The following is a 26,059-nucleotide window of genomic DNA, read 5'->3' as shown; positions in this document are numbered from 1 at the left end:
GATGCCCGACATGCTCAAGCGCTGGTGTGCTGTTCCTGTGTTGCTGATGGCGTTGACCGGACTGGCCCAGGCCGCGGACTGTCCGGATCTGTTGCAAGGTTCGTTGCCCAGGTTGCGGGCCAAGGAATCCATCGACCTGTGCCAGCGCTACGCCGACAAGCCGCTGGTGGTGATCAACACCGCCAGCTTCTGTGGTTTCGCCCCGCAATTCGAAGGCCTCGAAGCGCTCAATCAGCGCTACAAGGCGCAAGGGCTGGAAATGCTCGGCGTGCCCTCCAATGACTTCAAGCAGGAGTCCAAGGACAGCGCCGAGACCGCCAAGGTCTGCTACGCCAACTACGGCGTGACGTTCACCATGACCGAGCCGCAGAAGGTGCGGGGTGACGATGCGACTCACTTGTTCCAGGTGCTGGCAAAACAGAGCAGCGCACCGAAGTGGAATTTCTACAAATACGTGGTTGATCGCCAGGGCAAGGTGATCGCCAACTTTTCCAGCCTGACCAAGCCGGATGATCCGGAGTTTCTCGCGGCTATCGAGAAAGCCATCGCCTCAAAACCCCTGAAACCCTGATCGACGCCCACTAAAAAGCCCCGCCTCTGTGAAGAGAGCGGGGCTTTTTAATGGGCGAGGCCTCAAATGGTAAAGAGCTCAGCCTCGCCGTACAGTATCAGAAGCGGTAGGTCGCGCCGACACCGAAACCGTTTGCCGAGTTTTCATACTTGGCATCGTAGGTCTGGCCACGATTGTTTTCGTTGTGGACCTTGACGGCCTCTTCCTTCAGGTACGAGTACGCGACGTCGATGGTCAGGTCGTCAGTCGGGCTCCAGCCGGCACCGATGCTGAAGATGGTCCGGTCACCGGTAGGGATGCGCGGCGAACGGTCGACGTTGTTGGTCGGCGACTGGTCGAAGGTCAGACCGGTACGCAGTACCCATTCCTTGTTCAACTGGTAGGACGTACCGATGGCGTAAGCCCAGCTGTCATGCCAGTTCTGCTCTTCGGTGATTTCGCCAAACTGGCCGGCCAGCAGCGGCTGGACACCGGAGTTCTTGACGGTGATCTTTTCCAGCTGGCTCCAGCGGGTCCAGGTGGTACCGGCATAGACGTTCCAGCGATCGTTGATCGCCTGGGTAACCGAGAAGTCCACGGATTCAGGCGTGGTGATCTTCAGCGAAGCGTCGTACTTCTGGCTGGCACCCAGACCGACTGCGGCCAGTGCGCCGTAGTTGACCTTGGTGTTGCCTTCGAGCTTGTAGTCGACCTTGGAATGGTAGGTCAGACCCAGTCGAGTGGTGTCGGTCGCTTGTACCAGCACACCGATGTTGTAGCCCAGCGCGGTGTCATCACCCTTGATCTTGACCTTGCCGTCCGGCAGGGCCTGAGTGATCGACAGGTTCGATTCCAGGGTGCCGTCGATACGGTTGATGGTCGGACCGAAACCGACCGATACCACATCGTTGAACTTGTAGCTGACGGTTGGCTGGAAAGTGATGACCTGTACTTCGGACTTGCTGCCGAAGTAGCGGCCGGCGAAACCTTTTTCATAGTCGGTAATCAGGCCGAAGGGTACGTACACACCCAGGCCGAATGCCCAATGCTCATCGATTGGCTTGACGTAGAAACCCATAGGAACTGAGGTGAAGGGCACCATGTCGCCTTTGTTGCTGCCGCCGTTGGGGCTGGAGCTGGCGTCGCTGATATCGGTCTTGGCATCGAGGAATGCAACACCACCGGTGACTTGTTCGCGAGTGAGACGCGACATGCCGGCAGGGTTGCCATAAACAGTGCTTGCATCGTCGGCAGAAGAAGATCGCCCGGCGTACCCAGTCCCCATCCCGCTGATGCTGTGCTCGTTGATGGCAAAGCCAGCGGCGAAAATCTGCGTGGATGCCAGGGAAACGGCGAGGCTGATGGTGGTTTTGAGCATTACTTTTTTCATTATTAGAACTCCTGGTGATCACCGGGGCGGAAATTACCAACATTTTCGTCCCAGCGCTATAGTCCCTAAAGCCTGAGTTAGAGCGGTTTTGTAGGACAATCCGACCAGATTCGCGACCCGTTGGACGATCTTGCGAAACTGACGAGTCAGCACGCGACCTGATTCAGCGGTGAAACACAGGTCTGCCAGGCACAGGTGAAGTCACGCAGACGACCCTGGGGTTGAAAGGTCTGGCGCCAGATGCGGGCCATTGCGAGCAGGTCGTCCGGGTCGGGGAGGGTGGGGGTCTGTTCTTCCACCAGCAGCCAGGCGATGGCGGTGGCGTAACGCAGGTTGACGGTCAGTTCGAGGTGCGGACTGCTGAGAAAGGCATGCTGGCTGGCCAGGCCGCGAACCAGGCTGGCGCGCTCCGGATCGAGCGCCAGGTAATGGTCCCAAAGGGCCTGGTGGCGATGCTCGGCAATCCGGTACAGGCCGTGGCCACGGCGGTCATGCAGGGCGGAACCCAGGGCGGACTGACTGGCGGCGATGCCCAGCAGCAGGGATTCGGCGGTGGCGCAGTGACGTCCCAGATAAATCAGCGTTGGACGGATCACATAGCGGCACAGTTCGCTGGCAGCGATACCCATAAAACCCTCGGTTCTTGTTATTGGGCGGCGAGGCCTGAAGGGGAGCTTGGCAGCTGTGAATCGAATCAGGCCCGCCGAAAGCGGATCAAGCCGCTTGAGTTGAAGTGTAGTGTCATATTCGCGCCGTAAAGGCCTGTTTTTAAAATATTTCCGGCGAGCAGTTATAACCGTTATATCGGTTGGTGCTTAACCGTGAGCGGTAAAAAGAGAAACATCGGGCAATAAAAAGCCCCGCGTTTCAAGCGGGGCTTTTGCTTTTGCAGCCACTTCGGCCTCTCAGGCGATCAATGCCTGACGCGTGCGATCGATCACGGCCTGCAGCGGTTCGGCGCTGGAGTACTGATCGGGGTACAGACGCTCGCTGTGGCGGGCGATCCCGTGTTCATTGACCACGGTGAAGCTGAAGCAGCCTTTGCGAGCGGCCATGATCAGGCAGTTCATTGGAGCAAAAGCGTTGGTTAGGGTGCGAATGGCATCCTGAGTCTGGATTTGAGTAGACATAGTTATTAGGTGTTCCTACAAATGACACGGATAAGAACCGTGCAACGTTAAAACGTTCCAGTAACGCAGACCACCATTGGTCGAACGAAGAACCCGACTGGAACAAAGCAGCCAGTTTGAAGCGCTGAAAAGTTGGCGCGCTTGGGCTGGCAGGTAGGTACTTAGGAGGACAGGCAACACATCGAGGGCAGAGGTTCTGGGCCCGGGGTGAAGATCCTGATCAATTTGCAGGTTGGTTCGGTCAGAGTAAGTGGTCTTCGCAACACCCTTTGTATTCGATTCAAAGGCTGTGTCGTCGCAAGATTTACCTGGAAACCATCGAGGGGTCGGACCCGCTTTTATCGGTGGAGGCTTCTGTGAAGGAAGGCTGACCGTGGGGGTTTGTTCGACCGGAATTGACTTTCAGCTTGGTACTAACGCCGCGGATACTAACGGAACGCATCGAGGAAGGCAAACCTCATTTCTAAAATGAACCTGCGGGATGTTCTTCCGGCACCGGCCGCGCCCCGATTTGGCTCACATCCCGACCGTCGGTCGTCTAGCGGGGGCGGCGAAGTGGTTGCATCGCAGCCGCTTATCCCCAATCAGAATGCCGGAACGACCCGAAAAAGCGCATCGATATAACCGCGTAACAGGTACTTGTGCACATTAGTTGCGCAGACGGTAACCACACTGTCACATCGTTCCTGACCCCGATGGCTGCCTGTAACGAAAGTTTAAGTCAATGAAAAACATCGCTTTTTTTTACTGGTGAAAAAATCGTCAGTTTGACTGCGGGCCCCATTCCACAAGGCTTTGCGGCGTGTCGAGAGGGGTTGTCCACTGAGTTATCCACAGCTTCTGTGGATTGTCCCGAGCGCTTGCTCTAGTACGGGCGTGCCGGGATTTTTTTCGACTTTACCTGTGCGAAAAAAAGAGTAGAGTGGCGCGCCTTCCGATCTGCCCCACAGTGCTTTATGAAGTTTCGCTCAGCTCCAGATTCTGTTACTTCCCAACCCCCTCGTGTTACCGCCCCCAAGCGATTTTCCGTACGTGTGGCCGAATGGCTGCTCGACAGCCCGCGCCTGAGCGACAGCCAGAATGCCAAGCACCTCGCCGGCCGACTGCTCAAGCAACCGGCCCGCGAAGGCGTGATTGTGGCGCAAAGCCGTCTCGGACAGTTGATGTGTCGTGAGTGCGGCAATGCCCGGGATCGCCGCATCGGGCAGGACCTGCTGCGTCAGGCCGCCCGTGCGGGTGACCGGCGTGCACAACAGGAACTCGGCCTGATCGAAGACTGAGCTGTCCAAGACCTGACGCCTTGGTTAACCTTCAGGCTTTATCGGATCGGCGGGAATGACTATGGCGATGGACTTGACCAGCATCTTGCTCGGGTTGGCAGGCGCGGCCTTGCCGCTGCTGGCGCTGGCCTGGCAACTGCAGCGCCGGGCCAGTCATGGCGAGTCTGAAGTTGCGTTGCTCGAAGAGCGACTGGCCATGGCGCAAATGGCCCAGGACGGCCTCAATGCCCAGCTTGAAGCCTGTCGCGACGAAATCGCCGACCTTGGCCAGGCCAATGCCTCCAAACAAGCCGATCTCGCGGCCGTGCGCCGGGAAGTCGAACTGTTGCAGATCGAGCGCGACGACGCCCGTGACGCCGCCCATGCCTGGAATCTCGAGCGCGCCAGCAAGGAAGCCGAGCTGCGACGTCTGGACGCTCAGGCCGCTTCACTGAATGCCGAATTGCGCGAGCAGCAGGAAAGCCATCAACAACGTCTCGATGACCTGCAAGGCTCCCGCGACGAGTTGCGCGCCCAGTTCGCCGAACTGGCGGGCAAGATCTTCGACGAGCGTGAACAGCGTTTCGCCGAAACCAGCCAGCAGCGCCTCGGGCAGTTGCTTGATCCTTTGAAAGAACGCATCCAGTCCTTTGAAAAACGGGTCGAGGAAAGCTATCAGGCCGAAGCCCGCGAGCGCTTCTCCCTGGCCAAGGAGCTTGAGCGTCTGCAACAACTGAACCTGCGCCTGAGCGATGAGGCGACCAACCTGACCCGTGCCCTGAAAGGCCAGAAAACCCAGGGTAACTGGGGCGAACTGATTCTGGAACGAGTGCTGGAACATGCCGGGCTGGAGAAGGGCCGCGAGTACCAGACACAGGTCAACCTCAAGGGCCCGGACGGCGAGCGCTTCCAGCCGGACGTGATCATTTACCTGCCGGGCGACAAGCAGGTAGTGGTCGACTCCAAGGTCAGCCTCACGGCGTATCAGCAATATGTGGCGGCCGACGACGATGCCATCGGCCAGATCGCCATGAAGCAGCATGTGCTGTCGCTGCGCAGCCACGTCAAAGGCCTGGCAGGCAAGGACTACAAGCGTCTTGAAGGGCTGCACAGCCTCGATTTCGTCTTGCTGTTTGTGCCCATCGAAGCGGCGTTTTCCGCGGCGCTGCAAGCCGAGCCGGCGCTGTTTCAGGAAGCCTTCGACCGCAACATCGTGATCGTCAGCCCGACCACGCTGCTCGCCACCCTGCGGGTCATCGACAGCCTGTGGAAACAGGAACGCCAGAGCCAGAACGCCCGGGAAATCGCCGAGCGAGCCGGATGGCTGTACGACAAGTTCGTGCTGTTCATTCAGGATCTGGACGAAGTCGGCAATCGTCTGCAGCAACTGGATAAAGCCTACAGCGCAGCACGAAACAAACTGACAGAGGGGCGCGGCAACCTGGTCAGTCGCAGTGAACAGCTGAAATTGCTCGGCGCACGAGCGAGCAAGAGCCTGCCGGCGGATCTGCTGGAGCGCGCCATGACCGATTCCGACGGCCTGGTCGAACTGCCTGAATAAGCCACTCTTTTAGAGCGGCAAATAGCGGCTCAACAACGCCCGCAACGCCGCCGGTTTCACCGGTTTGGCCAGATAATCCAGCCCGGCCGCGTGCACCAGGGCCACGGTTTCCGGATGCCCGTCGGCGCTGATTACCACCCCGGGCACCGGTTCGCCCAGTCTCGTACGCAACCAGGCCATCAGGTCGGTGCCGGTTTCACCGTGATCGAGGTGGAAGTCCACCAGCGCCAGTTGCGGCCGCACGCCATCGTTGAGCAGCGCCGCACATTCTTCGCGGTTGCGCGCCGTCCACACATGACAACCCCAGCGCGTGAGCAGGCTGTTCATGCCGATCAGGATGCTGTCTTCGTTGTCGATGCACAGCACCCGTGCGCCGCTGTGCAGTTTGCCGTTGAGTTCGACCGCAGCGCCCGGCTGCGCGGTTTGCGTCTTTGCCAGCGGCACCCGCACACTGAACACACTGCCGCGCCCCGGCCATGAACGCACGCGCAAGGTGTGCCCGAGCACCCGGCATAAGCCGTCGGCGATCGCCAAGCCCAGGCCCAGGCCTTTTTCGGCGCGGGTCTGATGGCTGTCGAGGCGTTTGAATTCTTCGAAAATCACTTGTTGCTTGTCTTCCGGAATCCCTGGACCGCGATCCCACACCTCCAGGCAAATCTCGCCCTGTCGCCGGCGTACGCCCAGCAAGACCGGGCCTTTGGCGTAGCGGAAGGCGTTGGTCAGGAAGTTTTGCAGGATCCGTCGCAGCAACTTGATGTCGCTGTCGATGCGCAAATGACTGCCGCGGACCCGGAAGCTCAGGCCCTGTTCCTGCGCGAGCGCCTTGAATTCGGCACCGAGGGTGTCGAACAGCTCATTGACCGCGAACGGCTTGCGATCCGGATTGATCTTGCCGTTCTCCAGACGGGAAATGTCCAGCAGGTCGCTGATCAGGTCTTCGGCCGAGCGCAGCGAGCTGTCGAGATGCTGCACCAGTTTCTGTGCTTCACCGCTCAAGCCGTCCTCTTGGTGGGAGAGGGCGGCGGAGAACAGCCGTGCGGCGTTCAACGGTTGCATCAAGTCGTGGCTGACCGCCGCGAGGAAGCGGGTTTTCGACTGGTTGGCCGCCTCGGCATTGCCCTTGGCCTCAGTCAGCGCGACGTTGAGTTGCGACAGTTCCTGAGTCCGCTCGCTGACCCGTTGTTCCAGCCCTTCGTTAGCCTCGGTCAGTGCCTGTTCGGCTTCGCGGAACGCGGTGATGTCGGTGAAACTCATGACGAAACCGCCGCCGGGCATCGGGTTGCCGATCAGTTCTATCACCCGGCCGTTAGGGAACAGGCGTTCGGAGGTGTGGGCGCGGCCCTGACGCATCCAGTGCAGGCGCCGGGCAACGTGAACCTCTGCCTCGCCGGGGCCGCACAGACCGCGTTCGGCGTTGTAGCGAATGATGTCGGCAATCGGTCGGCCAACGCTGATCAAGCCGTCCGGATAATTGAACAACTCCAGATAACGCCGGTTCCAGGCCACCAGTTTCAGCGACTGGTCGACCACACTGATGCCTTGGGTGATGTTCTCGATGGCGCCTTGCAGTAGGGCGCGGTTGAACTGCAACACTTCCGAGGCTTCGTCGGCGATCCGGACGACATCCTCCAGTTGCATCTCCCGACCTTCAATGGCGGCTTTTACGACAGCCCGTGTCGAAGAAGCACCCAGGACACCGGCCAGCAAACGCTCGGTATGGGCGATCCATTCACCGTCGGCGTTCTGATTCGGGTTGAAGCCTTTGCCCTGGCGGTAGGCGAAACGAATGAAGCTCTGCCGCGCACGTTCTTCACCGACAAAGCGCGCCGCCAGTTGCAGCAAGTCGTCGATCTGTACCGCCAGCATCGAGCGTGCGCTGGGTCGGGCGCTGATTTCCTGGCCGATGAAGCGTCCGGCCTGCCAGTGTTCCGACACCCGGGTGCGCGACAGTACCGAGACCCAGGCGAACAATGTGAAGTTACCCGCCAGCGATAGCACGACGCCTTGGGTCAGCGGGGTAATCGGTAGGTTCAGTGGATTGCTGTGCAGCCAGGCCAGACCGGGGAAAGTGTCCAGCGACCAACCGAGACTGCGCGCAGCGATCGGCAGGATCAGGGTGTAGAACCACAGGAATGTGCCGGCGGCGAGGCCGGCGAACACGCCGCGGCGGTTGGCCTGTTTCCAGTACAACGCGCCGAGCATCGCCGGCGCCAGTTGGGTCACGGCGGCGAACGCGATCTGGCCGATGGTCGCCAGGCTCGCGGTAGAGCCAAGCAGGCGATAGCTGACGTAAGCCAGCAACAGAATCACCACGATGCTGACCCGACGCACCGACAGCATCCACTGGCGGAACACTTCAAACGGCCGCTCGGCATTGTTGCGGCGCAACAGCCATGGCAGCAGCATGTCGTTGGACACCATGGTCGACAGCGCCACGCTTGCCACGATCACCATGCCGGTGGCCGCCGAGGCGCCGCCGATAAACGCCAGCATGGCCAGCGCCGGGTGAGCCTGGGCCAATGGCAGGCTGATCACGAAGGAGTCGGGGATGACCGAACTGGGCAGCATCATCTGACCGGCCAGAGCGATCGGGACTACAAACAGCGCAGCCAGTGCGAGGTAGGCCGGGAACACCCATTTGGCCAGGCGCAGATCCTGCGGGTCGATGTTCTCCACCACCGTCACGTGGAACTGCCGGGGCAGGCAGATGATCGCCATCATCGCTACGCCGGTCTGTACCACCATCGACGGCCAGTTGATGGTTTCTTTCCAGTATTCCTCAAGGCGCGGGGCGAGCATTGCCTGATTGAACAGGTCGTCGAAGCCGTCATACAGGCCATAAGTGACGAAGGCGCCGACGGCGAGGAAGGCGAACAGCTTGACCAGCGACTCGAATGCAATCGCCAGCACCATGCCCCGGTGGTGTTCGGTGGCGTCGAGGTTGCGCGTACCGAAAACGATGGTGAACAACGCCAGCACCAGTGACACGATCAGTGCCGTGTCCTGGGCGCGGGTGCCCATGGCATCGGCACCGGCGCCGATCAGCAGGTTCACGCCCAGGACGATGCCCTTGAGCTGCAAGGCGATGTAAGGCAGGACGCCCACCAGACAAATCAGCGCCACGACCACCGCCAGCGATTGGGATTTGCCGTAACGGGCGGCGATGAAGTCGGCGATGGAGGTGATGTTCTCCTGCTTGCTGATCATCACCATTTTTTGCAGAACCCACGGCGCACCCAGCAACAGCAGGATCGGCCCGAGGTAAATCGGCAGGAATGACCATAGCTGTTCGGCGGCCTGACCGACCGCGCCAAAGAACGTCCAGCTGGTGCAGTAGACTGCCAGCGACAGGCTGTACACCCAGGCACGCATCCGCGGCGGCAACGGTGCGCTGCGGCGGTCGCCGTAGAAGGCGATGGCGAACATGATGGCCATATAGGCCAGGGCGACGGCGGCGATCAGCCCGGTGGACAACGACATGGAACACTCCCGACAGAAAACGACCGGACTTGCGCCCGGTCAGACAGTCTCGCACGGGCGCGGCGGTTAGTCAGTGTCGACCAAGGTCGTGGCGTGGCGGGGTGTCGCAGGAACAGAGCCGGGCAGTTCTGTGGTCAGTCCGGTTTGAGCGCGATGTCGATCAAACGGTGCAGTTCTTCGACTTCCAGCGGCGCTGCCGAAAACAGAATGCGGAACACCACCGGGGACACCACCAGATTGATCAGCCGATCCACGCTCGGCGCCGTTTCCTCGGGGTGGCGTCCAATGATGGTCTGCAATTGCTCGCCGATGATCGTTACGCAATAACCCGGGGTCGCACTCGCCTGCACGTCGCGCATCATGTTGCGCCCGGGCTCCGAACTCATTTCGTCGAGATATTGTTCAGCCCAGGCACGGATATCGCTGCGCAAGCTGCCGGTTTGCGCCGGCTCGCTGTCGGGGCGCATGCGGGCGAGGGCGACGTCGGCCAGCAAGGCGGCCAGATCGCCCCAGCGCCGGTAAATCGTCGACGGCGTCACCCCGGCGCGCGCCGCGATTTGCGGGACGGTCACCGTTGAGCGCTCCTGTTCTTGCAGAAGCGCGCGGACTGCCGAGTGAATCGACTCCTGCACCCGGGCACTGCGACCGCCCGGGCGTAAACCTTCTTTAATAGCCATGCGGCAGACCTTAACACAAAGAATTTGCTTTAAGCGCAAGCCGAGAGCACACTCCGCAAAAGCAAAAAATTAGCTTTTGCGGAGTGTGCCCATGACCAGCCTTGCTTCCAACCGTTCCAGCCTGTGGTTTCTGGCGATCACCTTACTGAGTTTTCTCGCCGCTTCCACTGCGCCGACGCCGTTGTATCACCTGTATCAGGATCAGCTGCATTTTTCGGCAGCGGTGCTGACCCTGATCTTCGGCGTCTACGCCCTCAGTTTGCTGGCCGCGTTGCTGACGGTCGGTTCGCTGTCGGATCACCTGGGACGCAAACCGGTGATCTTCACTGCCGTGACGCTCAATGCGCTGGCGATGCTGCTGTTTATCTACGCCGACAGCGTGGGCTGGCTGATCGGCGCGCGAGTGCTGCAAGGTTTCGCCACCGGGATGGCCACCGCCGTGTTGAGCGCGACGCTGCTGGACACTGATCGCCAGCAAGGGCCGTTGATCAACAGCGTTGCTCCGTTGCTCGGCATGGCATTGGGCGGCATGGGCTGCGGCTTGCTGGCCGAGTTCGCCCCGGCGCCGTTGCAGTTGACCTATTGGTTGCTGCTCGCGCTGTTTGTGTTGCAGGGCATCTATGTTTGGCGCCTGCCGGAAAGCGTCTCGCCGCAGGCCGGGGCATGGGCCTCGTTGCGGCCGACCCTGCATGTGCCGGTTCAGGCGCGCTCGACGCTGTGGCGAGTGTTGCCGCTGAATACCGCGACCTGGGCGCTCGGCGGTTTTTATGCCTCGCTGGCACCGTCGCTGGTGCGCACGGCCACCGGTTCCACCTCCAACCTGATCGGCGGCGCAACCGTGGCGGCGCTGACCGTGACCGGTGCGTTGATGATCTTCACGTTGCGCAATCGTCCTGCCTCCCGCGCGCTGCAACTCGGGGCGAGCCTGCTGCCGGCCGGTATCGTGCTGATTCTGTTGGGTGTGCACAGCGCCAGTCTGTCGCTGTTCTTCTTCGGCACGCTGGTGGCCGGTTGTGGCTTTGGCTCCGGTTTTCTCGGTGCGGTGCGCAGCCTGGTGCCGCTGGCATTGCCCCACGAGCGTGCTGGTTTGATGTCGGCGTTTTATGTACTGAGTTACCTGGCGTTCTGCCTGCCGGCGTTGCTGGCCGGGCACTTCACCCACAGTGTGGGCCTGCTGGCCACCACCGATGTGTACGGCGCGGTGCTGATCGTGCTGGCGGTGGGTGCACTGCTGATGAGTTTCCGCGCGCAAGCGGCAAAGACCTGCAGCGCGCCATAAGCCTGCGGATTCGGTTAGCCTTGGCCAGCCCATTCTTCTCACGGATCGACGCATGAAGATTATCCGCAGCAATACCTTCACCGCCGAGCGCGCCTGGGGCGCGCTCGACATCGCCAACATGAACGGCATCACCACGCGTCTGCACTGGACCGATCAGCCCTACAAATGGCACGTCAATGACGGCGAAGAAGTGTTCGTGGTGCTCGACGGTCAAGTGCTCATGCACTATCGCGAAGAAGGCGAAGAAAAGCAGGCCTTGCTCGACGTTGGCGATATTTTCTACGCGTCCATCGGCACCGAACATGTCGCTCATCCTCAGGGCGCGGCGCGGATTCTGGTGATTGAAACGGAAGGCAGCGTCTGATTGCATATCTACGAAACAGATAACAGTTAGAGAAATTACCCGTTATATAGATATTCGATTCGGTTCTACCATGAGCTCAACCTCACCTGAGGACAGGAGTTCATGATGATTTGCCCCAATAGCGCCAAACCCGGCATCAAGCCATTCAGCCAGCTTCAGCATCCGCGTGAAGTGATCCGCCAATTCACCCCGAACTGGTTCGCCGCCACCATGGGCACCGGCGTACTGGCGTTGGCGCTGGCGCAATTGCCCGTCTCCATTCCCGGTCTGCACGCCGTGGCCGAAGGGCTGTGGCTGTTCAACATTCTGTTGTTCGTGCTGTTTACCGCTGCCTACGCCGCCCGCTGGATTCTGTTCTTCGACGAAGCGCGGCGGATCTTCGGACATTCCACGGTTTCGATGTTCTTCGGCACCATTCCCATGGGCCTGGCGACCATCATCAACGGCTTTCTGTTGTTTGGTCTGCCGCGCTGGGGAGAGGCCGTCATTCATCTGGCCGAAGTGCTGTGGTGGCTGGACGTTGCGATGTCGCTGGCCTGCGGTGTGCTGATTCCCTACATGATGTTTACCCGTCAGGAGCACAGCATCGATCAGATGACCGCCGTCTGGCTGCTGCCGGTGGTGGCCGCAGAAGTGGCGGCGGCCAGCGGTGGACTGCTGGCGCCGCACCTGGCCGACGCGCACTCGCAACTGGTAGTGCTGACGACCAGCTACGTGCTCTGGGCTTTTTCCTTGCCGGTAGCGTTCAGCATTCTGACCATCCTGCTGCTGCGCATGGCGCTGCACAAATTGCCCCACGAAAACATGGCCGCTTCGAGCTGGCTGGCCCTGGGGCCGATCGGCACCGGCGCTCTGGGCATGTTGCTGCTGGGCGGCGACGCCCCGGCGATCTTCGCGGCCAATGGTCTGCCAGGCATCGGCGAAATCGCTTCCGGCCTGGGGCTGGTCGCCGGGATCACGCTGTGGGGCTTCGGTTTGTGGTGGATGCTGATGGCGCTGCTGATCACCGTGCGCTACCTGCGTGACGGCATCCCGTTCAACCTCGGCTGGTGGGGATTCACCTTCCCGTTGGGCGTGTATTCGCTGGCAACCCTGAAACTGGGCAGCACGTTGCACCTGACGTTCTTCAGTGTGGCCGGTTGTGTACTGGTGACGTTGCTGGCGGTGATGTGGCTGATCGTCGGTAAACGCACGCTGCAAGGTGCATGGCGCGGCGAGCTGTTTGTTTCACCGTGCATTGCAGGTTTGAAGAAATAACCTGCAAAGATTAGGTAATGTGTGGCCTGGATCGCGGTTCGAGATTCTTATAAGCGTAGCCAGGCCACTCGCTACCTTCTCTTTCCAAAAACAACAGGGTCACACGGAAGATGAGTCACCCCTCACAGTTCAACCTGCTGCGCACCCGGCGCTTCCTGCCGTTCTTCATCACCCAGTCGCTGGGCGCGTTCAACGACAACGTGTTCAAGCAGTCGCTGATCCTCGCCATTCTCTACCGGCTGACTATCGAAGGTGACCGCTCGATCTGGGTCAACCTGTGTGCGCTGCTGTTTATTCTGCCGTTCTTCCTGTTTTCGGCGTTGGCCGGGCAGTTCGGGGAAAAATTCGCCAAGGATGCGTTGATCCGTCTGATCAAACTGGCAGAAATCGCCATCATGGCGGTGGGATCCGTCGGCTTCCTGTTCGATCACCTGTCGCTGATGCTGGTGGCACTGTTCGCCATGGGCACCCACTCGGCGCTGTTCGGGCCGGTGAAATATTCGATCCTGCCGCAGGCTTTGCGGGAAGACGAATTGGTCGGTGGCAACGGACTGGTGGAAATGGGCACGTTCCTGGCGATCCTGGCCGGGACCATTGGCGCCGGGGTCATCATGTCTTCGTCGCAGTATGCGCCGCTGGTGTCGACCGCGATTGTCGGCATCGCCGTACTCGGTTACCTCGCCAGCCGCAGCATTCCCCGGGCGGCGGCCGCTTCGCCGGAAATGCGCCTGAACTGGAACATTTTCAGCCAGTCCTGGGCCACGCTGAAGCTCGGGTTAGGCCAGACGCCGGCGGTGTCACGCTCGATTGTCGGCAACTCGTGGTTCTGGTTCGTCGGGGCGATTTATCTGACACAGATCCCGGCTTACGCCAAGGAATGGATGCATGGCGACGAAACCGTGGTCACCCTGATTCTGACGGTGTTTTCGGTCGGTATCGCGCTGGGTTCGATGCTGTGCGAAAAGCTTTCCGGGCGCAAAGTCGAGATCGGCCTGGTGCCGTTTGGCTCGTTCGGTCTGACCGTTTTCGGGCTGTTGCTGTGGTGGCATTCCGGTGGAATTCCGGAGAGCGCGCTCGGCCATAGCTGGACTGAAGTGCTGAGTTTCGGCCATGCCTGGGCGGTGCTGATCGATGTGCTGGGCCTCGGGATCTTCGGCGGTTTCTACATCGTGCCGCTGTACGCATTGATCCAGTCGCGCACCGCCGAGAACGAGCGGGCGCGGGTGATTGCTGCCAACAACATTCTTAACGCGCTGTTCATGGTGATTTCGGCGATTGTCACCATCGTGTTGTTGAGCGTGGTCAAACTGTCGATTCCACAGCTGTTCCTGGTGGTGTCGCTGCTCAACATCGGCGTCAACGCCTACATCTTCAAGATCGTCCCCGAGTTCAGCATGCGTTTCATGATCTGGCTGCTCAGCCATTCCATGTACCGCGTCGAGCATCGCAACCTTGAGGCGATTCCCGATGAGGGCGCGGCGTTGCTGGTGTGCAACCACGTGTCGTTCGTTGATGCCTTGCTGATCGGCGGCGCGGTACGTCGGCCGATTCGCTTTGTCATGTACTACAAGATCTACAACCTGCCGGTACTGAATTTTATCTTCCGTACGGCGGGGACCATTCCTATCGCCGGACGCCAGGAAGACATCCAAATCTACGAAAAGGCCTTCACCCTGATTGCCCAGTATCTGAAGGAAGGGGAGCTTGTGTGCATCTTTCCGGAAGGCAAGTTGACCGCTGATGGCGAGATCAACGAATTCAAGGGCGGGCTGACGCGGATTCTCGAAGAGACGCCGGTGCCGGTGATTCCGCTGGCGTTGCAGGGGTTGTGGGGGAGTTTCTTCAGCCGCGATCCCGATAAGGGGTTGTTTCGCCGGTTATGGTCGCGGGTGACGCTGGTGGCGGGGTCGCCGGTGGCGGTTGAAGCGGCGCAGCCTGCCGAGTTGCAGGCGCTGGTCGGGGCGTTGCGCGGGACTGTCAGGTAGTTGCTTATAAAGCCGCCATCCTTGACGGATGGCGGCAACGGCTCAGGCGCTGACCTTGAGCCCGATCAACCCGGTGACGATCAGCGCGACGCTGGCCAGCCGAATCAATGCCATCGACTCACCGAACAGAATGATCCCGGCAATCACCGTGCCCACGGCACCGACGCCCGTCCAGATCGCGTAAGCCGTGCCCAGCGGCAATTCCTTCATTGCCAGGCCCAGCAAGCCCAAGCTGACTGCCATGGCGGCAACGGTGAGAACGGTCGGAAGCGGACGGGTGAAGCCATCGGTGTATTTGAGGCCGACGGCCCAGCCGACTTCGAACAGGCCGGCAAAAAACAGAATGATCCAGGACATGAAAGACCTCCATCGATTGACGGGGCCGTCCCCAGATTGAAAACTCGATTGAGCCGCAGGGTCGTCCCTGCGTGGCGCACATACTACCTAAAAATGTGCGCCGCGCCTTGATACGGGATCAGTCGGCCGCCTGTTGCGCCAACGTTTCACGGTCTTCTTTTTCGCTCATCCGTCGGAAGTACGTCGAAAGCAGCGCCCCGGAAATGTTGTGCCACACACTGAACAACGCGCTCGGCACCGCCGCCAGCGGCGAGAAGTGCGCACTGGCCAGCGCAGCACCCAACCCCGAGTTCTGCATGCCGACTTCCAGTGCCAGGGATTTGCGCTGCGGCAGCGGCAGGCCGAACAGGCGTCCGGTGAAGTAACCCAGCAAATAGCCGAAGCTGTTGTGCAACATCACCACGGCCATGATCAGCAGGCCGGATTCGGCGATTTTCGCCTGGCTGGCGGCAACCACGGCGGCAACGATGATCACGATGCTGATCACCGACACCAGCGGCAGTACGTCCACCGCGTGGCGTACTTTGTCCCCAAGCAAACGTTGCGCGACCACGCCGAGGACGATCGGCAGCAGCACTACTTGCAGGATCGACCAGAACAACTCCATGAACGAGACCGGCAACCACGCCGAGGCCAGCAGCCAGATCAGCGCCGGTGTCAGCAGCGGGGCGAGGAGGGTGGTGACGGCGGCGATGGCCACCGACAGCGCCAGGTCGCCACGGGCCAGCCAGGTCATGACGTTCGATGAAGTGCCGCTCGGGCAGCAACCGACCAGAATCACCCCGACGGCGATTTCCGGTGGCAGGTGAAAAACCTGGCAAAGCAGCCATGCCATCCCCGGCATGATCACGAAATGTGCAACCACGCCCAGCGCCACGCGCCAAGGATGACGCGCGACGGCGGCGAAGTCGTCGAGTTTGAGGGTCAGGCCCATGCCGAACATCACCAGCCCGAGCAACGGCACGATCGCGCCTTTGAGGCCGAGGAACCAGGCCGGTTGCAGGAAAGCGATCACCGCGAAAATCAGAACCCAGTAAGCGAAGGTATTGCCGACAAAACGACTCAGTGCAGCCAGTGCGCGCATGGCCTGTTCCTTATTATGTGAAAACGCCACCGAAGCGGTGGCGTTTGAAGATAACTCAAAGACTGCGCAGAGGCTTAGATCCCCTGCGGAGTCTCTTCGCCGCCCAGTGCTTCAACCAGCGCCGGCAGGAAGTCGCCGAACGTCAGCATCATCAGGGTGAAGCTGGCGTCCAGTTGACCGAGGGCTTCGTCGCCGCCGTCCTGTTCCGCCTGATCCTGCAACAGGTCTTCGAATTTCAGGCGTTTGACGGTCATCTTGTCGTCGAGCATGAACGACAGTTTGTCCTGCCAGGCCAGCGACAGTTGAGTCACAACCTTGCCGGTGCTCAGGTGCAGCTGGATTTCTTCGCTTGTCAGGTCCTGACGCTTGCAACGCACGATGCCGCCGTCTTCGTGGGTGTCACGCAGTTCGCACTCGTCCAGGACGAAGAAGTCCGGAGCGGCCTGCTGGGTGGTGACCCATTCGGTCATTACGGCAGTCGGTGCGGTTTTCACGGTCAGCGGGCGAACCGGCAAGGTGCCGATCACTTCACGCAGGGTGGAGAGCAGGTCTTCGGCGCGTTTCGGGCTGGCCGAGTTGACCAGGATCAGGCCCTGTTTCGGCGCGATGGCGGCGAAGGTCGACGAGCGGCGGATGAAGGCGCGCGGCAGGAACGCCTGGATGATTTCATCCTTGATCTGATCGCGTTCCTTCTTATAGACCTTGCGCATCTGCTCGGCTTCGATCTCTTCGACCTTTTCCTTTACGGCATCGCGTACGACGCTGCCCGGCAGAATGCGTTCTTCTTTACGGGCGGCGATCAGCAGGAAGTCACCGCTGACATGCACCAGTGGCGCATCTTCGCCTTTGCCGAACGGCGCGACGAAACCGTAGGTGGTCAACTCCTGGCTTGCACATGGACGCGCCAGTTTGGTGGCCAGTGCAGTTTCCAGCGCCTCGGCATCGACAGGCAGGTCTTGGGTCAGGCGATAGATAAGCAGGTTTTTGAACCACATGGGGTGAGTCTCTCCTTTATACAAAGGGGGGCATTATTGTCTTCGCCGGGTCATAGGCCAACCCTTCTCTAAGCCTTTGGAAGGGCTAAGAAAATTAATTAAAAAAGTGCTTGCCAGAGGTTGGGTCGCTCCGTAGAATGCGCGCCACACCGAAGCGAAGGGTGATTAGCTCAGCTGGGAGAGCGTCTGCCTTACAAGCAGAATGTCGGCGGTTCGATCCCGTCATCACCCACCATTCGTTTCCAAGTGTTTAGCGCAGCGGTAGTTCAGTCGGTTAGAATACCGGCCTGTCACGCCGGGGGTCGCGGGTTCGAGTCCCGTCCGCTGCGCCATATTCGGTAATCTGGAACACTGAACGCCAGGTCACCACGGAAAAACCCGCCAAGGCGGGTTTTTTTCTGCCTCGAGTTGTACATGCGGGATGTGTCGTTTCACCGGTTTTCGGATTTATTTGAAAAAAAACTTCAATTAAATCAACACATTACGAAAATCTGTGGCATAATGCGCCCCGTAACGAAGCGAAGGGTGATTAGCTCAGCTGGGAGAGCGTCTGCCTTACAAGCAGAATGTCGGCGGTTCGATCCCGTCATCACCCACCATTCGTTTCAAGCGTTTCGCGCAGCGGTAGTTCAGTCGGTTAGAATACCGGCCTGTCACGCCGGGGGTCGCGGGTTCGAGTCCCGTCCGCTGCGCCATATTCGATAACCTGGAACACTGAACGCCAGGTCATCACAGAAAGCCCGCCCAGTGCGGGCTTTTTGCTGTCCGGGATTTGGCTTTTGCCGGGCCTGACCACCAGAAAGCGACCTTTGACGGTCGCTTTTTTCGTTTCTGGCGCTGCTATTGCGCCGAGTTGCGACTGTGCCGGTAATCACTCACCGCTTCATACACCGCCTTGCGCAAGCGGTTGATCCCGCCAATCGGGCGATGGGCTTCGATGCCGAACCAGGGATTGAACGACAGGTTGTCGCATTGCAGGTTCAAGGCCGGGGTATCGAAGTCCTGCGGGGGCAGGGTGATTTTGGCTACGGTCTGGAATGGACTGTCCTGTTCGCGCCATTCGATGCTGGTGTCTTCGATCGGCATGAACCGATTGGCGTCCTGGCGCTGGATCTGCAACACAAAACACGCAGGCACCCGATCCGTGGACAGTTGTTGATTCAGCGCACTGCGCAAAAAGTTCGGCAGATCCTGGTTTTGCTTCGGCAGTGTGTAGGCCGGGCAGTTGTCCGGATCCGGCATCACCCGAAACTTCGCATTGGCCTCGCCGAACTTGTAGGGCGAAACCGAAAAGTAGGTCGTACGTGTCGGGCTCTCTGGCGGCGGAGAAAGCGTTGCCAGCGCAATGAACAAATGCCTGACCTGCCAGGTTCTCGGGTCCCAGCCTGGAAAAAACGCCATGACCTTCTTGCCGTCAGCCTGCGCCGCCACATTCTGACGATACTCGGCGACATCGCTGACAAAGAAGTTCGGGTGACTGAACATCACGAAATCCTGCTCGTGCAGGCCCTGACGGTCGCCCAGCAACTGTTTGCCGGACACATCGAGCAGTTTGATTGCCATGCCCCGGGCATCGCGGATGCTGTCGAACTGCGGGTAGGCGTTGCCGTTGGACAGGCGCATCGTTGCCTGCCATATCTTGCCCGGCTCGCTGAAAACACCTCGGCGCAGGTCCTGAGTCAGATCCGGCAGCACTTGCACGTCGGCATTCACGCAACCGTGGGCCTTGGCATGGGCGTCGCGCAGAAAACGCGTGCTTTCCCGATGCTGATCGACAATTCGCACGGCAGTCTGGATCACGTCTTGCGTCATCGCTGCTTCTCCGTCCGGAATCTGCTCCAGTGCCGATACCGGCCCCCGGTGCTGCCAGGCGAACCAGGCGGTTGCCAAAGCCCAGCCGATCAGGCCGATCACCAGCAAAAGCAGCAGGGTTTTGCCCAGCAACCGTCCCAGCCACAACCAAAAACGTGACAGCATCGATGGCTTTTTGAACGAATTGAAGATCATGGCAGTTGCGCCTCCAGCGGTCCGCCCAGCACTTTCAAATATTCCAGCAGCGCCCAGCGCTCCTCCGGCTGTAACAGCCGCCCGATAACCCCGTTACCGCGCTCGCCGGCGCGGAATTCGTGCCCGCTGTTGTGGTTGCCGGTAATGCGGGTGTCGAACAGGAACGCGTTGGTAAAGGCTTCGGTGCGGTAGCCCAGATGCCGAGGGTCGTATTCCAGAGTGCCTTTATAGAAAGTCGTGGAGCGTTCATCTTGCGGCGACAGCAGTTGATACAGGCTCGGCACCGAGCCGTTGTGCAGGAAGGGTGGGGTGGCCCACACGCCAGCGAGCGGGCGAGCCTTATAGGCGACTTTCTCGCGTACGCCGATGGGCAGACCGAAACCGTCGAGTTTTGGTTTTTCCTCCGCTGTGACGCCCGCTTCACGATAAGCGCGGTTTTCAACGAATGCCGTCACGTAAGCCAAGCCCTTGGCCACGGATAACTGGCTGAGGTCCAGCGGCTCCTTGGGCGCGGGATGCAGTTTCACGTCCATCTGCTCAAGTTCTGCCGGATTCCATTGCAGGGCTGTCAGGTCGAAACGGTGGTTGGCGATGTTGTTGGCCGCGTTCGGATCGGTGCCGATGACGTCGACGGGCAACATGGGCAGATGCTTGACCCAGCGTTCGCCTTCTTGCGTCGCCCGTGGGACGTGGCAGCCAGCACAGTTTTCGGCAAACAGGGCGCGTCCCTTGGCTGCCAGTGGTTTGTCGACCTTTCCAAACAGTTCTTCCGGCCATTCGGGTGGCTGAAGTTTTTGCAGGGTTTCTTCGATCTTGTGCAGATCGCGCACGCGCACGCTCGATGCATAACGTTCATCGCCCTGCAGCGGCTGGCCATTGGCATCGAAGAAATTCAGGGTCGCGCCAACCCCCAGTGCCTCGCCGATATTGCGTGCCATCGGCTGTTGCGCCGAGCCGTTCCACTGCACCCAGTCGAACGTCCACATGTCCCACAGTTGCGGGTAATCCACGGGAGCGTTGGCCACGCGGTAATTGATCGGGGAAATCGCGTCGCCGAAGGTCGCATTGGCGATGCGACCGAATGCATCGGTGCGTCCCGGGCCTTCCTCGGTGGGATAGAGGCCGCGGTGAGTGTCGTTCCATGCCACTTTGAGGAAGGTGTTCAGCGATCCTTTGAAGTCTTTGCGCAGTTGCTCGTGGCGCGCGTCGTATTCTTCGCCGAGAACGGTGCGGGCGAATCGTTCGAATTTCCAAGGGTTGTAGTAAGTGGAGGCCAGACTGGCGACCAATGCCTGTCCGAAACTGCCGCCACGCAATGTAGGAACGCTGGAAGGCAGCACATGCTGAGCCGAGCCGCCGTCGATGCGCAGGGCCTGACCGTTGAGATGCAGTTCACCGGTGTGGCAGGCCGCGCAGGTGATGTCCAGATATTGCTCGGCGCTGCCGGGATTTTGATGCCGGGTGAATCCCACCGGGAGATTCCCCGGGTTACTTGGCGTGGCTTTCTGCTGCGGATCGACCAGAAAACCGAAGCGTGCAAGGTATTCCGGCGAGGCGAAACGTTGCGGCGAAAACGGCAGCTCCAGTGCCTGGAACCACTCATAACGCAGGCCTTTTACCTGAGTGCCTTGCGGCGTGAAATAGTAGGTCTGGCGCTCTTCGTCGGTCCACTGGTTCAGGTAATGCACCTGTTTTGCAGGCGCTGGGAAGGGCAATCTCGGATTGGCGACATAGTAGAGAACCACCGCCAGGACCAGTCCCAGCAGTACCACGATCAGCGTCAGCACACGGAATAAGAGGCGCAAGATGAACATCCTTGTCGAGTTGTTGCGCTGTTATGCCTCAGCCGAGTGCTGTGCGGCAAGTGGCCATTACGCCAAGTGTTGTGGGAAGGGGCGTCGGTCACTGTCAGGGCAAGATGACAGAAGCTTCACCCTGCCTTTGCTCAAATGCTTTTTAATCCCTGAACTTATCGGAAGATTCCTGCTCTCATGCCGGTAGCCATTGGTCGTGGCGGCCTGATAAGCTCGCGGCTTTACTCGATTGCCCTTTCGGCGCATGAACAAGGAAATAGCATGAAACAGCATCGGTTGGCGGCGGCGGTAGCCCTGGTTAGCCTGGTACTCGCGGGTTGTGATTCGCAGACCAGCGTGGAGCTGAAAACCCCGGCGCAAAAAGCTTCCTACGGCATCGGCCTGAACATGGGCAAGAGCCTTGCTCAGGAAGGCATGGATGATCTGGACTCCAAAGCGGTAGCCCAGGGCATCGAAGATGCCGTCGGCAAGAAAGAACAGAAGCTGAAAGATGAAGAACTGGTCGAAGCTTTCGCTGCGCTGCAAAAGCGCGCCGAAGAGCGTATGGCCAAGATGAGCGAAGAGTCGGCAGCCGCCGGCAAGAAATTCCTCGAAGAAAACGGCAAGAAGGCCGGCGTGACCACCACCGCTTCCGGTCTGCAGTACGAAGTGATCAAGAAAGCCGACGGCCCACAGCCTAAGCCTACCGATGTCGTGACCGTTCACTACACCGGCAAGCTGACCAACGGCACCGTATTCGACAGCTCCGTCGAGCGCGGCAGCCCGATCGATCTGCCGGTCAGCGGTGTGATCCCGGGTTGGGTCGAAGGCCTGCAACTGATGCACGTTGGCGAGAAGTACAAGCTGTACATCCCTAGCGATCTGGCTTACGGCGCACAATCGCCAAGCCCGGCGATCCCGGCCAACTCGGTTCTGGTCTTCGACCTGGAACTGCTGGGTATCAAGGATCCAGCCAAGGAAGACGCCGCAGCCAAGTAATTGGCCTCGGTTTCGATAACAACGCCTCGCTAATGCGGGGCGTTGTTGCATCTGGTCGACGCCCGGCGTAAACAGAGCGAACCGACAGGCGTCATGACAGTCCTAGACTTTGTGGCTACCCGCTAGACGCCCTGAGCCGCCAAGTCAATGAAATATTGGGGTTTTTTATGTGAGTAAAAAACGCCCGATCTGAGCGCAGCCCTTATGAAACGGGGCTCTCAGCGTTGAAATGCAGCTCTGTTCACAAGGTTATCCACAATTTGTGTGGATAACATTTCAACGGGAGAAATAGATGAAAGCTCCGTGGAATTTCGCCCGATTCCTGCCATTGGCCGGACGACTCCTGGCCCGTGGCCGTTTGCCGACGCTGTTGTTTGCCGTGGCCAGCAAAGGCGCCGCTCAAGGCAATCGTCTGGGCAAGTTGAAGGATGACCTGCGTCTGCTTCAAGCACTGTGCTTGGCGTACTGGCGGGGTGAGTATCGCGCGATCAGTCCCAAGGCCATCGTTTCGGTCGTTGCGGGCCTGATGTACTTCCTCAGTCCGGTGGATGCGATCCCGGATTTCATTCCCGTTTTCGGCATGCTCGATGACATTGCCGTCCTTGCCTGGCTAATGAAAACCCTCGACGACGAACTCAGTGCATTCCGTTTGTGGCGCCAACGGCAGGCACCGGAAAAGCTCAGGGTTGTCGAGCGTCTGCCCGATACGCCCGAACAACTTCAGCTTCAGGGGCCGAAAAAGTCCTGAATCGCGACAGCCTCTTATACAGATAGATACCCCCCACGACCTTGGCCGCTGTTAGGATTACACTTCTAGGGAAAAGTGCCGACTCGCTAAGTGTTGTTGTCCTACGGGGTAGTCATGGATATTCAGATAATTGCACGCGATGGCGAGCCCGAGTATGCGGTTCTGCCATGGGCTCAGTATCAGGCTCTACTGAAAGCAGCAGGCATTAACGAAGCACCGTCGCAACCGGCTCCAGCGCCGCTTGCGGCCACACCGGACCCGATTCTTCCAGGTCTGGATCAGTTACGCAGTTTGCGCGAAGGGAAGGGCATCGCCATCGAGGCGCTCGCCCGCACGGTAGGCATCAGCCCGTCTTACCTGGCCATGATCGAAAGCGGAGAGCGTCTGCCCGACGCTGCAATTCGCCGCAGCCTGGCCTGGGAGTTGACGGTGCCAGGGTGGAGGGAACAATCGTGAGCGTACGCATCAGTCGTCAACATTGGGACGGATTGCTGGGGGAGCTGGACCAGGCGCGCAGGCAGCGCCATCTTCTGACCTATCGAGCCTTGCTCGAGCGTCTGCAATTGCCCACGCCGGCGATGCAGACACTGACCGCTGCACTGGAGCATCTCGCCGCTCTGGACGCGAAAGCAGAACAACCGTTGCGCAGTTCGCTGGTGATCAGCCAGGGCGCCAGTCGCCTGCCACGCACCGGTTTCTTTGAATGTGTCGAGCGTCTTGGGCGCTTTTCCGGGCCGTCCGATGGTGTTGCCGCTGCTTCATGGCATGCCTCGGAAGTGGTGCGGGTCTTTGAGTACGAATACCCGGAATCGGCGGAGGCCTGAGTGTTTTTACGACTCAAGGCGCGGGTCAGTTACTGGCTCGCCCGCAGGCTCTTTCACTGGTCTTGGTTTGTCCGTCAGCCCCGAGGCTGGCGCTGGCTCGAAGGGCAGTTTGCGCGCATGGCCAACCTGGGCGATGTCGGCGCGCAAAGTTTTTACGGGCACATCCTGACGTTTCGCGGCGTGGGCCTGGGTGCGCGTGAAGAAGGTGTGCGGTTGTTGCGACTGGCGGCGCTGGCCGGTGATGGCAAGGCGGCGTATCAAGTAGGTGTCATCAGTCTTGCAGGTACGCCGAGCAAAGCGCCAGATCCTTCGGAGGCCGCTCGTTGGTGGACCATGGCCGCGCAGGCCGGGCATCCGCTGGCCGAGCTCAAGTTGAAAGAACTGGTCGGCCGGGACGCTTCTCGATAAACAAATCCGGTGTTCCGTGAACGGGGCGTGAGGGAAACCTCCCGCCCCGTTCTTGCGTCAGCTGTTCGATAAAGATCAGTTACAGACTTCTCCTACATCCCTCGCCTACTCGCCTGACTTCTTTTCTGATTGATCCCCCGCAAAGTCCTTCGCCTGATTTTTGCGCGAGGGAACGCACATGCTCGACCCGGTTTTTCGTTTCGCCATGCGCATGGGAATGCGCTGATGGATGCCGTCACCCGCATCGAGCAAGAACTCGACAGCTTTCCCCGCACCCTCGATCTCTATCGTGACCAGCTCAGGCACTGGTTCAGCCGCTCGGCAGACGGCGTCAGTCATGCGGCTGATCTGCCGTCGCTGATGGGGATGGAGCGGATCATCCGTTTCGGCGAGCACAGCACGGCGGTCGCGATTGACGACAAGCGTTTCTCTTCGGCTGTCGTGCAATGCCCGGCAACCGGGCGAATGGAGATCGAGAGCAAGTTCGAGTCGGTGTACGACATTCCGTTGGGCGACATCGTTGTTGATGTCGTGGCGGTGGATGGCGGCCAGGTCAAGTCCGTCACGCTCGATGCTCAGGGCAAGGGTTTGTTTACCGGTGAGGCAGGCAAGTTCTACCGGGTAGTGGTGCACGGCGAGGCCAGCGAGAAGCAGGTTGATGCGCTGTTCGAGTCCTACGATGGTCTGACCCGACAGCTGGATAGCTGGCTGCGCAGCGAGTGGCAGGGCTTCAAGCCGCAGTGGTCGCAGTCGGTGGCGACGGCGGCGGGCAACGGCATGCTGGCCGGGAGCTGGGCGGCGATCGAGGGGGCGTGGGACAGCATCGGGTTGCTGTCGGAGATTCTCAAGGATCCTCTCGAGTTTGGTGGTCGTCTGGGAGACAGCGCGACAGCGTTGGCCGAGTTCGCGGTATCGATGCCCGAAAAGATGGAGCAGCTCCAACTGCTCGTCAGTGACGAGGCGGCGCTGTGCCTGTTGCTGCGTACTGCCAGCCTCTGGCTGGAGATGCTGCCACCTAATGAAATTGCCGGGAAAACCGCCGAGGCGGTTTCGATGGTGGTGGTGCAACTGCTGATCGATGTGTTGATCGGTGTTGTGCTGACCTTTGTCGGCGCCGGGGCGGGGATTGCGTATCTGACCTTGCGTCTGGTGGATCGTGGCGCTCAGTTGCTGTCGGCTGTGACACGTCTGATGAAGGCGATGTTCGGCATCGTCAGCACCTTCATCGGCTATGTGAACCAGTACAAATCCGTCGCCGCACGGGGCATCGCCGCCGGGGTGAAAAAGGGGCGCATGCAATTGCGCTGGGATGCTCGGCGCAATGCCTCCCTGAAAAAAGACGAGCCCCACGACGACACGCCGGAGCAGGCTAAAAACCCCAACGGCGCCAGCGCCGATTGTGCGCCGCGGACCTGCACCAACGGCTGTCCGGTGTCGATGGTCACCGGTGAGGAATTGCTGACGCTGACAGACGGCGTGCTCGACGGGCTGTTGCCGTTCGAGTTCAGCCGCTTGTATCGCACCAGTGCAGCCGAGATCGATGTCGGGCTGGGGTTTGGCTGGAGTCATTCGCTGGCGCATCGGCTGGAGGTCGAGGGTGCTTCGGTGGTCTGGGTTGACCATGAGAACCGGCGCACGCGGTTTCCATTGCCGAGCGTCGAGCGGCCGGCGATTCACAACAGTTTGTCGCGGGCGGCGATTTTTCTCGGGGACGAGCCGGAGGAACTGATCGTCGCGCTGGCGGGGGACGCGGCGCGGTTTTATCACTTTCGGGCTGGACGTCTCACCGCTGTCAGCGATGCCTATGCGAATCGTCTGACGGTGCATCGGGATCATTCCGACCGGATTCAGCGCCTGGATAACGGGGCCGGTCGTTCGCTGCTGCTGCGTTACGAGCGGGCGCATCTGGTCG

Annotated in this window: 23 protein-coding genes and 4 tRNA genes; 17 read left to right on the top strand and 10 right to left on the bottom strand. The window is 60.0% G+C overall.

Going from position 1 to position 26,059, the window contains the following annotated elements:
• The first annotated feature begins 10 nt into the window (after positions 1–10).
• Positions 11–571 (top strand): glutathione peroxidase, encoded by a 561-nt coding sequence (locus J5M72_RS15385; protein ID WP_169429481.1) that lies wholly within the window; start codon positions 11–13, stop codon positions 569–571.
• Between the two features lie 97 nt (positions 572–668).
• On the opposite strand, the gene J5M72_RS15380 is transcribed toward J5M72_RS15385, so the two are convergent.
• The 3 genes from J5M72_RS15380 to J5M72_RS15370 all read right to left on the bottom strand — a co-directional run bounded on the left by J5M72_RS15380 (position 669) and on the right by J5M72_RS15370 (position 3,070).
• On the bottom strand, positions 669–1,940 hold the full coding sequence (locus J5M72_RS15380) for an outer membrane protein transport protein (RefSeq protein ID WP_169429482.1): 1,272 nt from the start codon (positions 1,938–1,940) through the stop codon (positions 669–671).
• A gap of 146 nt (positions 1,941–2,086) precedes the next feature.
• Complete coding sequence (locus J5M72_RS15375) at positions 2,087–2,569, bottom strand: hypothetical protein (RefSeq protein ID WP_085710598.1); 483 nt, start codon at positions 2,567–2,569, stop codon at positions 2,087–2,089.
• A gap of 276 nt (positions 2,570–2,845) precedes the next feature.
• Positions 2,846–3,070 (bottom strand): hypothetical protein, encoded by a 225-nt coding sequence (locus tag J5M72_RS15370; protein ID WP_007950419.1) that lies wholly within the window; start codon positions 3,068–3,070, stop codon positions 2,846–2,848.
• A 956-nt stretch (positions 3,071–4,026) separates the two neighbouring features.
• On the opposite strand from J5M72_RS15370, the gene J5M72_RS15365 reads away from it, so the two are divergent.
• Together J5M72_RS15365 and rmuC are read left to right on the top strand one after the other, a co-directional pair.
• Entirely contained in the window at positions 4,027–4,350 is a 324-nt protein-coding gene (locus J5M72_RS15365) for a sel1 repeat family protein (protein WP_207866236.1), read from the top strand.
• A gap of 175 nt (positions 4,351–4,525) precedes the next feature.
• Positions 4,526–5,890, top strand: a complete 1,365-nt coding sequence (gene rmuC, locus J5M72_RS15360) for a DNA recombination protein RmuC (protein ID WP_207866384.1) — start codon at positions 4,526–4,528, stop codon at positions 5,888–5,890.
• 9 nt (positions 5,891–5,899) lie between these two features.
• Here the strand turns inward: rmuC and J5M72_RS15355 are convergent, their stop codons facing one another.
• On the bottom strand, positions 5,900–9,370 hold the full coding sequence (locus J5M72_RS15355) for a PAS domain-containing hybrid sensor histidine kinase/response regulator (protein WP_207866234.1): 3,471 nt from the start codon (positions 9,368–9,370) through the stop codon (positions 5,900–5,902).
• A 134-nt stretch (positions 9,371–9,504) separates the two neighbouring features.
• On the bottom strand, positions 9,505–10,047 hold the full coding sequence (locus tag J5M72_RS15350; protein WP_207866231.1) for a TetR/AcrR family transcriptional regulator: 543 nt from the start codon (positions 10,045–10,047) through the stop codon (positions 9,505–9,507).
• Between the two features lie 91 nt (positions 10,048–10,138).
• Here J5M72_RS15350 and J5M72_RS15345 point away from each other — a divergent pair, with 91 nt between their 5' ends.
• From J5M72_RS15345 to J5M72_RS15330, 4 genes are all read left to right on the top strand, one after another.
• Complete coding sequence (locus J5M72_RS15345) at positions 10,139–11,326, top strand: MFS transporter (RefSeq protein WP_085655481.1); 1,188 nt, start codon at positions 10,139–10,141, stop codon at positions 11,324–11,326.
• Between the two features lie 52 nt (positions 11,327–11,378).
• Positions 11,379–11,690, top strand: a complete 312-nt coding sequence (locus J5M72_RS15340) for a cupin (RefSeq protein ID WP_207866229.1) — start codon at positions 11,379–11,381, stop codon at positions 11,688–11,690.
• Positions 11,691–11,795: 105 nt separating this feature from the next.
• Entirely contained in the window at positions 11,796–12,947 is a 1,152-nt protein-coding gene (locus J5M72_RS15335; protein ID WP_169429488.1) for a TDT family transporter, read from the top strand.
• 110 nt (positions 12,948–13,057) lie between these two features.
• The gene (locus tag J5M72_RS15330; RefSeq protein WP_207866226.1) at positions 13,058–14,932 is read left to right on the top strand and encodes an MFS transporter; all 1,875 of its coding nucleotides are present in this window, start codon (positions 13,058–13,060) and stop codon (positions 14,930–14,932) included.
• Positions 14,933–14,974: 42 nt separating this feature from the next.
• On the opposite strand, the gene sugE is transcribed toward J5M72_RS15330, so the two are convergent.
• From sugE to rdgC, 3 genes are all read right to left on the bottom strand, one after another.
• Positions 14,975–15,289 (bottom strand): quaternary ammonium compound efflux SMR transporter SugE, encoded by a 315-nt coding sequence (gene sugE, locus J5M72_RS15325; RefSeq protein WP_039769847.1) that lies wholly within the window; start codon positions 15,287–15,289, stop codon positions 14,975–14,977.
• Between the two features lie 118 nt (positions 15,290–15,407).
• Positions 15,408–16,373 (bottom strand): bile acid:sodium symporter family protein, encoded by a 966-nt coding sequence (locus tag J5M72_RS15320; RefSeq protein WP_207866224.1) that lies wholly within the window; start codon positions 16,371–16,373, stop codon positions 15,408–15,410.
• Positions 16,374–16,447: 74 nt separating this feature from the next.
• Positions 16,448–17,368: a recombination-associated protein RdgC gene (rdgC, locus tag J5M72_RS15315; protein ID WP_169429491.1), complete on the bottom strand. Its 921-nt coding sequence runs from the start codon at positions 17,366–17,368 to the stop codon at positions 16,448–16,450.
• A gap of 159 nt (positions 17,369–17,527) precedes the next feature.
• Between rdgC and J5M72_RS15310 the strand changes: the two genes are divergently transcribed.
• From J5M72_RS15310 to J5M72_RS15295, 4 genes are all read left to right on the top strand, one after another.
• A tRNA-Val gene (locus tag J5M72_RS15310) sits at positions 17,528–17,603 on the top strand.
• A gap of 20 nt (positions 17,604–17,623) precedes the next feature.
• A tRNA-Asp gene (locus tag J5M72_RS15305) sits at positions 17,624–17,700 on the top strand.
• Between the two features lie 191 nt (positions 17,701–17,891).
• A tRNA-Val gene (locus J5M72_RS15300) sits at positions 17,892–17,967 on the top strand.
• 19 nt (positions 17,968–17,986) lie between these two features.
• Positions 17,987–18,063 (top strand) — tRNA-Asp (locus tag J5M72_RS15295).
• Positions 18,064–18,208: 145 nt separating this feature from the next.
• On the opposite strand, the gene J5M72_RS15290 is transcribed toward J5M72_RS15295, so the two are convergent.
• Both J5M72_RS15290 and J5M72_RS15285 read right to left on the bottom strand, forming a co-directional pair.
• Positions 18,209–19,345, bottom strand: a complete 1,137-nt coding sequence (locus J5M72_RS15290) for a catalase family protein (RefSeq protein WP_207866222.1) — start codon at positions 19,343–19,345, stop codon at positions 18,209–18,211.
• 26 nt (positions 19,346–19,371) lie between these two features.
• Complete coding sequence (locus J5M72_RS15285) at positions 19,372–21,180, bottom strand: di-heme-cytochrome C peroxidase (protein WP_207866220.1); 1,809 nt, start codon at positions 21,178–21,180, stop codon at positions 19,372–19,374.
• A gap of 270 nt (positions 21,181–21,450) precedes the next feature.
• On the opposite strand from J5M72_RS15285, the gene J5M72_RS15280 reads away from it, so the two are divergent.
• The 6 genes from J5M72_RS15280 to J5M72_RS15255 form a co-directional block, all read left to right on the top strand.
• Positions 21,451–22,167, top strand: coding sequence for an FKBP-type peptidyl-prolyl cis-trans isomerase (locus J5M72_RS15280; protein WP_169429493.1), 717 nt, complete (start codon positions 21,451–21,453; stop codon positions 22,165–22,167).
• A gap of 292 nt (positions 22,168–22,459) precedes the next feature.
• Positions 22,460–22,915 (top strand): YkvA family protein, encoded by a 456-nt coding sequence (locus J5M72_RS15275; protein WP_065260414.1) that lies wholly within the window; start codon positions 22,460–22,462, stop codon positions 22,913–22,915.
• Positions 22,916–23,029: 114 nt separating this feature from the next.
• The gene (locus tag J5M72_RS15270; RefSeq protein ID WP_007950435.1) at positions 23,030–23,371 is read left to right on the top strand and encodes a helix-turn-helix transcriptional regulator; all 342 of its coding nucleotides are present in this window, start codon (positions 23,030–23,032) and stop codon (positions 23,369–23,371) included.
• Entirely contained in the window at positions 23,368–23,739 is a 372-nt protein-coding gene (locus tag J5M72_RS15265; RefSeq protein ID WP_003223109.1) for a hypothetical protein, read from the top strand. The genes J5M72_RS15270 and J5M72_RS15265 overlap by 4 nt, the downstream gene beginning before the upstream one ends.
• On the top strand, positions 23,740–24,147 hold the full coding sequence (locus J5M72_RS15260; RefSeq protein WP_169429494.1) for an SEL1-like repeat protein: 408 nt from the start codon (positions 23,740–23,742) through the stop codon (positions 24,145–24,147).
• A gap of 225 nt (positions 24,148–24,372) precedes the next feature.
• The coding region (locus tag J5M72_RS15255; protein ID WP_243433351.1) for a DUF6531 domain-containing protein at positions 24,373–26,059 on the top strand (1,687 nt) is incomplete at its 3' end.

Origin of the sequence: Pseudomonas sp. 58(2021) (genome assembly GCF_017491585.1) — a bacterium.
In the GTDB taxonomy this organism is placed as follows: domain Bacteria; phylum Pseudomonadota; class Gammaproteobacteria; order Pseudomonadales; family Pseudomonadaceae; genus Aquipseudomonas; species Aquipseudomonas fluorescens_BT.
The sequence above is the reverse complement of the archived record's forward strand: the minus strand, read 5'-3'. Positions and strand labels throughout refer to the sequence as shown.

Coding starts and splice junctions, on each gene's coding strand:
- J5M72_RS15275 (WP_065260414.1), top strand. CDS start 22,460: ATGAAAGCTCCGTGGAATTTCGCCCGATTCCTGCCATTGGCCGGACGA.
- J5M72_RS15370 (WP_007950419.1), bottom strand. CDS start 3,070: ATGTCTACTCAAATCCAGACTCAGGATGCCATTCGCACCCTAACCAAC.
- J5M72_RS15375 (WP_085710598.1), bottom strand. CDS start 2,569: ATGGGTATCGCTGCCAGCGAACTGTGCCGCTATGTGATCCGTCCAACG.
- J5M72_RS15335 (WP_169429488.1), top strand. CDS start 11,796: ATGATTTGCCCCAATAGCGCCAAACCCGGCATCAAGCCATTCAGCCAG.
- J5M72_RS15345 (WP_085655481.1), top strand. CDS start 10,139: ATGACCAGCCTTGCTTCCAACCGTTCCAGCCTGTGGTTTCTGGCGATC.
- J5M72_RS15355 (WP_207866234.1), bottom strand. CDS start 9,370: ATGTCGTTGTCCACCGGGCTGATCGCCGCCGTCGCCCTGGCCTATATG.
- J5M72_RS15365 (WP_207866236.1), top strand. CDS start 4,027: ATGAAGTTTCGCTCAGCTCCAGATTCTGTTACTTCCCAACCCCCTCGT.
- J5M72_RS15290 (WP_207866222.1), bottom strand. CDS start 19,345: ATGCTGTCACGTTTTTGGTTGTGGCTGGGACGGTTGCTGGGCAAAACC.
- J5M72_RS15340 (WP_207866229.1), top strand. CDS start 11,379: ATGAAGATTATCCGCAGCAATACCTTCACCGCCGAGCGCGCCTGGGGC.
- J5M72_RS15270 (WP_007950435.1), top strand. CDS start 23,030: ATGGATATTCAGATAATTGCACGCGATGGCGAGCCCGAGTATGCGGTT.
- rdgC (WP_169429491.1), bottom strand. CDS start 17,368: ATGTGGTTCAAAAACCTGCTTATCTATCGCCTGACCCAAGACCTGCCT.
- J5M72_RS15330 (WP_207866226.1), top strand. CDS start 13,058: ATGAGTCACCCCTCACAGTTCAACCTGCTGCGCACCCGGCGCTTCCTG.
- J5M72_RS15350 (WP_207866231.1), bottom strand. CDS start 10,047: ATGGCTATTAAAGAAGGTTTACGCCCGGGCGGTCGCAGTGCCCGGGTG.
- J5M72_RS15380 (WP_169429482.1), bottom strand. CDS start 1,940: ATGAAAAAAGTAATGCTCAAAACCACCATCAGCCTCGCCGTTTCCCTG.
- sugE (WP_039769847.1), bottom strand. CDS start 15,289: ATGTCCTGGATCATTCTGTTTTTTGCCGGCCTGTTCGAAGTCGGCTGG.
- J5M72_RS15280 (WP_169429493.1), top strand. CDS start 21,451: ATGAAACAGCATCGGTTGGCGGCGGCGGTAGCCCTGGTTAGCCTGGTA.
- J5M72_RS15385 (WP_169429481.1), top strand. CDS start 11: ATGCTCAAGCGCTGGTGTGCTGTTCCTGTGTTGCTGATGGCGTTGACC.
- J5M72_RS15320 (WP_207866224.1), bottom strand. CDS start 16,373: ATGCGCGCACTGGCTGCACTGAGTCGTTTTGTCGGCAATACCTTCGCT.